This is a genomic window from Cupriavidus lacunae (genome assembly GCF_003353055.1).
GTDB classification, from domain to species: domain Bacteria; phylum Pseudomonadota; class Gammaproteobacteria; order Burkholderiales; family Burkholderiaceae; genus Cupriavidus; species Cupriavidus lacunae.
In genome coordinates this window covers 1-8,201 of record NZ_QKWJ01000155.1, presented here as the reverse complement: position 1 = coordinate 8,201, position 8,201 = coordinate 1, and the positions used below count along the sequence as shown (strand labels likewise).

General features: G+C 62.8%; 7 protein-coding genes. 2 read left to right on the top strand and 5 right to left on the bottom strand.

All coding sequences use genetic code 11. The annotated features are described in order from the left end of the window. Positions 1-178: 178 nt before the first annotated feature. Entirely contained in the window at positions 179-1,078 is a 900-nt protein-coding gene (locus DN412_RS41435; RefSeq protein ID WP_115216804.1) for a LysR family transcriptional regulator, read from the top strand. A gap of 196 nt (positions 1,079-1,274) precedes the next feature. Here the strand turns inward: DN412_RS41435 and DN412_RS41430 are convergent, their stop codons facing one another. The 3 genes from DN412_RS41430 to DN412_RS41420 all read right to left on the bottom strand — a co-directional run bounded on the left by DN412_RS41430 (position 1,275) and on the right by DN412_RS41420 (position 4,114). After that, on the bottom strand, positions 1,275-2,039 hold the full coding sequence (locus DN412_RS41430; RefSeq protein ID WP_115216803.1) for an SDR family oxidoreductase: 765 nt from the start codon (positions 2,037-2,039) through the stop codon (positions 1,275-1,277). Between the two features lie 21 nt (positions 2,040-2,060). Beyond that, a complete protein-coding gene (locus tag DN412_RS41425; RefSeq protein WP_115216802.1) occupies positions 2,061-3,146 on the bottom strand; it encodes a phosphotransferase in 1,086 nt (361 codons plus the stop codon). A gap of 686 nt (positions 3,147-3,832) precedes the next feature. Continuing rightward, a complete protein-coding gene (locus DN412_RS41420; protein ID WP_115216801.1) occupies positions 3,833-4,114 on the bottom strand; it encodes an H-NS family nucleoid-associated regulatory protein in 282 nt (93 codons plus the stop codon). Between the two features lie 626 nt (positions 4,115-4,740). Between DN412_RS41420 and DN412_RS41415 the strand changes: the two genes are divergently transcribed. Then, positions 4,741-5,877 (top strand): zinc-binding dehydrogenase, encoded by a 1,137-nt coding sequence (locus DN412_RS41415; RefSeq protein WP_115216800.1) that lies wholly within the window; start codon positions 4,741-4,743, stop codon positions 5,875-5,877. 33 nt (positions 5,878-5,910) lie between these two features. Here DN412_RS41415 and DN412_RS46170 read toward each other — a convergent pair whose 3' ends face one another. Further along, on the bottom strand, positions 5,911-6,189 hold the full coding sequence (locus DN412_RS46170; RefSeq protein ID WP_133303180.1) for a DUF302 domain-containing protein: 279 nt from the start codon (positions 6,187-6,189) through the stop codon (positions 5,911-5,913). A gap of 1,063 nt (positions 6,190-7,252) precedes the next feature. Further along, complete coding sequence (locus DN412_RS41410) at positions 7,253-7,705, bottom strand: hypothetical protein (protein WP_115216799.1); 453 nt, start codon at positions 7,703-7,705, stop codon at positions 7,253-7,255. Positions 7,706-8,201 lie beyond the last annotated feature (496 nt).

Genomic DNA, 8,201 nt, shown 5'->3' with positions numbered 1-8,201 from the left:
GAAGATGTGCATTCCTTCATGTAGCATCTCCGAGCCAAAGAATCAAGCGAAATCCAGTATCTACGCGGCATTCCGGCTCGGTGCCGCCGCGGAATAACACCGAGCTTGCGAAAGTAGGGCTAGCTGGTACCTCTCGTGCCGGTGGTCTTCGCCATGATGCCGCCATGGAGGCATAGCAATGCGCATCTCGAAGGTTGACCTGAATCTGTTTGTTGTATTTGAAGCGATTTACCGTCTCCGCAACCTGACGCGGGCGGCGGAGGCGCTGTGCATCACGCAACCCGCCGTTAGTAATGCGCTGGCGCGCATGCGCAAGACCTTCAACGACCCACTGTTTGTCAGCAACCCGGCCGGCATGGTACCGACACCGATATCGGAAAACATCATCGGTCGCGTGCGCGAGGCGCTGCAACTGCTTGATGCCAGTACACACGAAGGGCATGTGTTTGATCCCGAGGCATCGGAGCGCGTATTTCGTGTGAGCATGAGCGACCTGACGGAAGCGCTCGTGTTACCCGCGCTGGGCGAACGCCTCCAGCAATGGGCGCCAAGAATGAGTATCCGCAGCTACTACACCGACCGCAACGAGGTCCCCACTGCGCTTGCCAACAGCACAATCGCACTCGCGATCGACGCGCCGCACATCATAGCTCCGCAGTTGCGCCAGGCAGCGATAGGGCTGGACCGCTACGCCTGCATGGTCCGCCCTGATCATCCGTTCACGGGCAATGTGCTATCGATGGACGATTACCTGAAGATGGGGCACATCCACGTCTCCAGCCGCCGCAAGGGCAGTGGGTATGTGGATGCAGAACTGGCGCGGCTGGGACAGCGCAGGGACATTCAAATCCGGGTACAGCACTATATGGCTGCGCCGCTCATTGCCATGCGCACCGATCTGGCATTGACCGCGCCGCTGCGACTGTTGCGGCGCTATTCGGGAAGAATCTTGGAGCTACCATTCAACATTCCCGAACTGGAGTGGCATTGCTACTGGCACTGCAGTGCTGACCAGGACCCGGGCAACCAATGGCTGCGTGAGCAATTCATTAGTCTGATGCGCGACGTAGCAGACTGATTCCCGTGAAGCGTCAAGCCGCGCTAATGGATTCACCGGCGAAGCGCGGCACAAATACCTCAAGCCGCTTCCCACGTATTTGGCGCTTTGCGGGTCTCGGGTGCTGCAACGCGCGCCTCCTGAGGGAATCCTATTTGCATTGTCTAACCCGTGGTTTGCAATAGCGCTTGCGGCGAAGCGCCGGAGGTGTGTAGCGTCAGATCGTCATGCCGCCATCCACGACTATGCACTCGCCGTTGGTGTAGCTCGAAGCACCGGACACCAAGTAAAGCACCGTGCCGGCCATCTCGCGCGGTTCTGCGTGGCGGCGCAGCGGTATTTCGTCGATCCAGCGACCGTAGGTCGCCTTGTCTTCGAACAACGCGCCCGCGAACTTGGTTTTGGTCAGACCCGGCAGCAGCGCATTCACGCGAATGCCGTATGGCCCGCATTCCTTGGCAAAAGCGCGGGTCATGTGCGCCACGGCGGCCTTGGTGATCGAGTAAATGCCCTGCTTGTCGCCGGGCTGCAGCGCATTGACCGATGCGGTGTTGACGATCACGCCACCGCCTTGCGTACGCATCAGCTTGCCGGCTTCAACCGACATGAAAAAGTAGCCGCGGATGTTTACGTCCACGGTCTTGTTGTAGGCCTCTAGGCTCGTGTCCAGGATGTGCCCGAAATACGGGTTGGCCGCGGCGTTGTTGACTAGGATGTCGAGTCGACCATGCGTGTTGCGGATGAACGCGAAGGCCGCCTCGATGTCTTCCATGCGGCCGACGTGGCACCCCAATGCCTCGGCCTTGCCGCCGGCTTCACGGATGGCGTTCACGACCGCTTGGCAATCGTCGACCTTGCGGCTCGATACGATTACGTGAGCGCCTTGCTCGGCGAGCAGTTTGGCGATTTCCTCGCCGATGCCGCGGCTTGCGCCGGTCACCATGGCAATTTTGCCGGTCAGGTCGAACAGGGTGGTGGTCATGTCTCGCTCCGTAATGATGTGTCAATCTTTGAACATCGGCGACGACCTGCGTGGGCGGTCTTTCCCGTCGCGGTCTCGCGGGTGGTCATTGATTAGGCGCACGGCCTCTTCGGCCAAGGGCCCGGCCATGTCGCCGGCCTTGCCGGCCTGTGTATTTGATGCGTTGCCGTTGAGCGCGCGCTTCTTGACGCCCTGCGCGATGGCCGCCAGGCGGAAGAAGCTGAACGCGAGGTAGAAGTGCCAGTTCTCGATGGGCGGAAGGCCGCGCAGGTCGCAGTAACGCGCCACCATCTCGGTTTCCTCGGGAATTCCAAGTTCCTTACGGTTCTGTCCCGCCAAGCCAGGGATATGTGAGTTCGAGGGCAACCGCAGGCACATACAGAAATACGCCAAGTCCGCGAGCGGATTGCCGAGCGTCGACAGTTCCCAGTCCAGCACAGCTTTGACCCGGCACTCGTGCGGGTCGAACATCATATTGTCGAGCCGGAAGTCGCCGTGCACCAGTGCTGGCGCGTCCGTGTCGGCGGGGCAGGCGGAGGGCAGCCACGCGATGAGCGTTTCCATCGCGTCGATGCGGTGCGTTTCCGCGAGGCGGTATTGCTTGGTCCAGACGCCGATCTGGCGCTGGAAGTAATTGCCAGGCTTGCCGTAGTCGGCGAGCCCAACCGCCGCCACATCAACGTCATGCAGCGTGGCCATCGTGCGCAGCATAGCGTCGTAGTAGGCGGCGCGGTCGCCTCGGCGCACTTCGCCCAATGTCGGGTTCCAGAAAATGCGGCCCTCCTCAAAGCGCATTACGTAGAACATGCTGCCAATGACGTCGCGGTCCTCGCACAAGTGATACGGCTTGGCAACCGGCACCGCAGTTCCCGACAGGGCGGAAAGGATACGGAATTCGCGGTCCACCGCATGGGCTGATTTCAGCAGTTCGCCTGGTGGCTGCCGCCTCAGCACGTAGCGTGCCTTAGGTGTCTGCAGCAGAAAGGTCGGGTTCGACTGGCCGCCGGAGAATTTCTCGGCTACGACTGGCCGTGCAAAGCCGGGCAAACGGGCTTCCAGATACTGCGCCAGCTTGGCGAGATCGAGGTGCTGCGAGTCTAGCGTCATGATCGGGGCCGTTCAGAGATTAGCCATAAGATTTGGGTCTGCGCTCGGTGGCGTCTGGATGCGGTCTACTGCACGAATTGATGACGCGCGCTCATTATTTGCCGCTGCGCTAGACCGCGTGTTGCGGATCGATAGCCGACGGCCCGGCGCGTTACCCCGGAAAGTCGTCGCTCAGTAGGACAAACGCCCCGTGGAAGTCGTATTCGTTCCGGCCTTGCTGCTCGTTGTCTGCGCCTGTATGAGACATGCTGCACAGGACGAATCGGCTGCCTGATCAGGTATGGGTCCGCAGATTACGCGGGTTAATGCTATGCGGCGAAGAATGCTCCCTAATCAAGTGCCCCTTTTGCTCGCGGCGCAGGCCGGTTAGGGTTCTTCGGAGCGAAGGGTGGATCCACGCCGACGAGATTAGTGCGCCGTCATCATGCACCTAGCAACTCAAGAAAACGAAGAATAACGGCCAATCCGATGTTTTTGAAATTGTTTGTCTGAATGCTTGTGCATTCATGCTGGGAATGACGAGTGTTGGATTGGCGGCACTCATCGTGGATGGCCCCACTCATCTCAATGAACGCGAAGGCGTCGTCTATGTGTTTAACTTGGACACGTGGAAGGCTTCGCGATACGGCTGGAGCGGCGCAAGCTGCGGCAGGGCAACTCGCGCCGTGCGATAAGCGGACCTATGGCTATACATGAAAATGCTCGATCGACTGGCCCGCGTTCACGGCGCGCTGCAGCCAGTCTGGCAGTTTTCCGTGATCGTTCCACGCGTGGCCATAAGCGTCGCGGAAGCAAATCGCATGGGTTGCGGTATTGGCGAGGGGTGCTCCTTCAGAAAAACAGCCTGCGTTCTGCAGGTCGGCCAGATGCAGGCCATGTCTGGCCATCTGCGTCTTGATCCATACGATCGTCTCGGCGCGCTCGCGCAACAGTTGGGTGTCGGAATCCTGGAGAAGGGCAGGAGGCATGCGGGCAAAGGAGCTGGATCGAAGCAGCAGGGGATAGAGGACGTACCTTTGGACGGCGCCTGCCGGACAGGTTAGGGCATCGATGCCAGACTTACGAACGATTCTAATGGGTGCGCCACGCTCCAACTCTACGCCTGGCCTTCGGTATTACCCGCAAACGCCGCCCAGGTATTGTGAGAACAACAGTTGTCACAATACCTGTCGTTTAACACGTAAGTGCCCGGCACGAGGTTGGGGCTGGGAGAGCGCGCCGTCACACTGCGGACCCATGTCATTGGCGGTGATGCCGAGGCCGACGCATCCGGATCCAATCAAGACCAGGCCGGCAGTGGCGGGTGACAACCCTGACCACGCCAGGGAGGTGACGGATCGGTGCCTTCGCATGTGTGCGCAGTGGAGGTTCCCCCGCTTTGGGCAAACGCAGCAGTTGGGTTGATTGTGGAAGGGCTGACTGCCCATCCCCCGCTATGAGTGCGATGCATGATGGCCTGTAGGTCGACGCATGACCTGAATTTCCCGCCCAGTACGGGATTCGCAGGAACTTGCTACATTGCTGGCTGCCGGCGAAAACAACCCCACGCTGCCGGCCCCGCTCACCGCAAACAGACAGACCGAGGAGACATCGAATGCCCACTGCGCTTCAACTTCGTTCCAAAATCAAGAGCAACGGTGAACTCGAGCTGTTACTAGACAGCATCGACACGCCTCAGCCTGGTCCGGATGACGTGCTTATCCGCGTTGAAGCTTCTCCCCTCAACCCGTCAGATCTCGCCCTGCTGTTCGGTGCGGCCGACATGAGCACGGCCAAGGCGAGCGGCACGGCCGAGCGCCCCATAGTCACCGCGCGCGTTCCGGAAGGCGCGATGCGCAGCATGGCAGGCCGCCTGGATGCGTCCATGCCGGTTGGCAACGAGGGCGCGGGCGTGGTCGTCGATGCAGGCTCGTCCCCTGCGGCGCAGGCCTTGATCGGCAAGACCGTGGCTGCCATCGGCGGCGCGATGTACTCGCAGTACCGCTGCATTCCCGCGGACCAGTGCCTGGTCCTGCCCGAAGGCGCCACGCCGGCCGACGGCGCGTCGTCATTCGTCAACCCGCTCACCGCACTGGGCATGGTCGAGACCATGCGGCTCGAAGGACATAGCGCTCTGGTGCACACCGCCGCGGCCTCCAACCTGGGCCAGATGCTCAATCAGATCTGTCTCAAGGATGGCATCAAGCTGGTGAACATCGTGCGCAAGCAAGAGCAGGTGGACCTGCTCAAGGCACAAGGCGCGGTTCACGTCTGCAACGCCGCATCGCCCACGTTCATGCAGGATCTCACCGAGGCACTCGTCGCTACTCGCGCAACGATCGCGTTCGACGCCACGGGTGGCGGCAAGCTCGGCGGGCAGATCCTCACCTGCATGGAAGCGGCCCTGAACAAGACGGCCCGCGAATACAGCCGCTATGGCTCGACCACCCACAAGCAGGTCTATCTCTACGGCGGCCTGGACACAAGCCCGACCGAGTTCAAGCGCAACTTCGGCATGGCGTGGGGGATGGGCGGCTGGCTGCTGTTCCCGTTCCTGCAGAAGATCGGGCGCGAGCGGGCCAACGCGCTGAAGCAACGCGTTGTGGCAGAGCTGAAGACCACCTTTGCCAGCCACTACTCGAAAGAGATCTCGCTGGCCGAGGTGCTGGATCTGGACGAGATCGCCGTCTACAGCAAGCGTGCGACGGGGGAGAAGTATCTGGTCAACCCAAACAAGGGCCTGACCGGATAAATTACCCCGGGGGCGCCTTGCGCGCCCACCGTGTCAATAGTCAGCCGCTGCGCTACCGCCAGCGGCAGCGGCGCTGCCGGCCGGTAATGGGTGAACGCCGCCCAGTTCTGCGGCGTCCGTCACCCAGGTTGCCCTTGCAGGCATTGCGCCCCAGTGTTGCGCAGAGGCAAGTCCTGCGCAACGCTGGGTGCCGCGAGCATCAACGGCCTTCCCCCGCGTGGCGTTGCCATGGATGGTCACTTGCGTCGGTGGCATTGCCAGAACGGCGTTGCTTGCGGCCTCGGCATGGTCGATCCGCGCGAAGATCGTCATCACGTGTCCCCTTGGCAGCCACGGACGGCTGCTGCCCGAGATGCGGCGGCCGTTGCTTCGCGACCCCTCTCGGTCATTTAGCAGTGCCTAGCTGAACGACCGAACCGCAGCCCATTTCGGCCAACGGTGGGCGCCGGGCAGCGCCAAGGGCTTGTCTTGCCAAACTCAAGCGCACAGATGCTGGGGTCCGTGACTTGATTGATGCCGGCAAGGGATCGCATCAAGGCACAGCGGGGAGGGGTGAAACACACTGCAGCGGAAAACCGTTACCGGCGCCGGATGTAAGCAGCATCAGCGGCACGACACGCAACGCGCCGATTATGGGGGAGACGCGCGGCGTTATCACGTGCATCTGGGTTGGCCGGTGCCTACGACCGCCATGATGCGCCGCGCGGCCGTGCGCCTCGCGGAATATCTGTCCCAGCATGTGCCGGACTTCGGCGAGGAGGCGGCGCGCGAGTTTCTGGAAGTCGCGTGGACGCCGAGATCGAGCCCCGCCACGGCAGCACCCTCAAGCCCCGACCGGCCGTTGGCACGCGAAGTGCAGCCCACTGGCCCGGTTGTGCGACCGAGCCCTCCCATGGCGACCGCAGCGGCGAGCGTCCCAGCGATCGCCGTGACCCATCGCCGCCGGCGGTCTTACATCCGGCCTGCCGAAGATGGCGACGCCACCAGCGCAGCGGACGGGCAGCCATAGCGGCGCACTAAGCGAACCGGCGAACTCGACCGACGCGCGCCTTGGCGCGGCCGCATCGCCGGGGCGAGGCGGTTCGGATGCATTGGGCAGTTTCGGAGCGGCGCTCTGGGATACGGCTTTCCCCAGATGGCTGGCCCCTTGACGGTTCAGCCAAGACCGGGACTCGCCAAGGATCGGGCATGGACGCCACGCCGTTCAATCCGAAGCGCTCGCTCCTGTAAAAAAGCGCCCGCGCTCACCAAAAGCGGCGGCGCGGGCGGTAGCAGGATGGGCTACGCAGTGTAGAGCGGGATCCGTCCTCCTGAACGCCGAAGGAGACCGCCTTTTGCGGCCCAGATCGGCGCGACGGCACGGCGAGCGCGTGCCTCAGCGTCCTCCCTGCGAGCGGTACCAACGATCTAGCCGCTGCTGGGCCAACGGGGAGGGAAGCCGGTCGTGACCGGCGCCGCGCTCGGCATCGAGCGCGCGCAGGGCCGATCGGAGCAGTGCTTCCGCGGGACCGGGCTGACGTACGCCCACCCGCGCGATCACCACCGCATAAGTCCGGGCCCAGTCGCGCAAGGCGGGCCAGTCCGCCTCCGGGGAGGACCCGGCCAGTTGCAGGGTCGCGGGCGGCTGGCGGCCGATGGTGGCCGCCACCAGCCACGCACCGATACCCACGCCCATCGACTCCTCCGTCAGCGCAGCCGCGATCGGCAGGTGGCGCGATTCGTCGACGAGCAGGTAGAGGGAGCCGGAAGCAGGATTCAGGCGATCCCACCGGCACCGATCCAGGGACCAGACGGGCAGGGTAGGCGCGGGTGCGGCAAAGGCGGTCATGGCGGGGACAGTGGAATGGACATCACACATGGAAGGCGATCCCGGCGCGCTCGTCAAGGGCCCCCGGTCCGGTCACCACCAAGCGTCCGGCGCCACGTCGAACGGGCCCCGTGGCCGGCCCGGGTCTCCGGCTGGCGTCGGCATTTCTGGGTAAACGGACCCCAAGATAATGCGTCATATCTTGGGGCACAAAAATCCCGACGCGCGCGGAGCCCGCGGGTCGGCGTACCGGACCGGCCCATACGAGCGGCCGTGGGCCGGAATTACGACGGTGATCTATAAGTAGCATTGAGCCGCAGCGGCCCGAGTCCCGATCGCTCAGCAGGCGCTGCCCAAATTTTCGCTCGCCGGGATGCCCGTTCGCGCGCGGGGCGCTCTAGATCCTATGTAACAGGTGGAGGTCGTCAACGAACTGATACGTAAAATCAGGGCGTGTCGAGTCCCCTGTTCAAAGGAGAGCATCATGCACACGGATCAGATGTTCACGACGGGTGGT